Below are 1,090 nucleotides of genomic sequence, written 5' to 3'. Positions count from 1 at the left end.
AGGGGAACCTGCGGCTGGATCACCTCCTTTCTAAGGAAGCTGTGGAATTGGAAGACGGCATCTTCGGATGCATGACCTTTCCCGTGCTTTTTAGAACATAGATGGCACCAGTCAGGTGACCATCGAAACGCAATACGCCACGGAAATACCTTTGGTATTCGGTTGGTATGGCGAGTGCCGCCGTCCACGTTTCTCTTTCTCACAAGGATATGAACCACGCCCGTTTGCCGCTTGCGTCAAGCGAATGTCGGTTGCGTGCTTTACCCAAGATGGGCCCGTAGCTCAGGTGGTTAGAGCGCACGCCTGATAAGCGTGAGGTCGGCAGTTCGAGTCTGCCCGGGCCCACCATTTTGGTTTAGACCGATTGGTCTGGACTTGGATGGATTGCTTGGAGCAGATGATCGGAACGGTTGGGGCTGTAGCTCAGCTGGGAGAGCACCTGCTTTGCAAGCAGGGGGTCAGCGGTTCGATCCCGCTCAGCTCCACCAATTCGATTGGTGTTGAACTGACGGAAGATATCCTTGGAGAAAATAAGTTTGCATCGGCTTTAGGGCCTGATGCCTGTTCTGATTACATTGTGAAGAGAAGATATGTCTGGAAGCTTCCAGGTGTTTTGAATGATCTACGATCATTCGGGACGTCCGAGCCCAGATCCGATGAACCCATGGATGGTCTAGCCGACCGGATGTGGTGGAGGGTCTGGAGGTAGGAAGGAAGCCTTGTCCTTGAGGCATGATCATTGTTTGGGTGCTCACTTGTGAGTGCCCTTCTGGTGTTCATGCTGGATTGGTGTTGCCTGACCGCGCATCACCGGACAGATCTCGAGAAGCTGGTCTTAAGACAGGCTGCAAGTGAACCGCTCGGCGTGGTTCCAATAAAGCAGGCCTGTCGAACACGTCGATGGCATCTGATTGGCTCGGTTGTAAAAGGTAACCGAGTTGCCGCTTCCCTTCGGGAAGGCGGCTAAGGATGAGCATTGGCAATGAGAACGATCAAGTGTCAAAAGGGCATTTGGTGGATGCCTTGGCATGCACAGGCGATGAAGGACGTGATACGCTGCGATAAGCCGTGGGGAGCTGCGAATAAGCTT

The 1,090-nt window shown here is 53.4% G+C and carries 2 tRNA genes and 1 rRNA gene; all 3 read left to right on the top strand.

From position 1 onward, the window contains the following. Nucleotides 1-271 precede the first annotated feature (271 nt). Nucleotides 272-348: transfer RNA gene (locus IB277_RS37570), tRNA-Ile, on the top strand. Nucleotides 349-412: 64 nt separating this feature from the next. After that, nucleotides 413-488, top strand: a tRNA-Ala gene (locus tag IB277_RS37565). A gap of 502 nt (nt 489-990) precedes the next feature. After that, nucleotides 991-1,090, top strand: a 23S ribosomal RNA gene (locus IB277_RS37560); the annotation flags it as partial.

This window comes from Ensifer sp. ENS07 (assembly GCF_014852185.1).
In the GTDB taxonomy this organism is placed as follows: Bacteria; Pseudomonadota; Alphaproteobacteria; order Rhizobiales; family Rhizobiaceae; genus Ensifer; species Ensifer adhaerens.
This window is presented reverse-complemented; position numbering and strand designations above follow the sequence as displayed.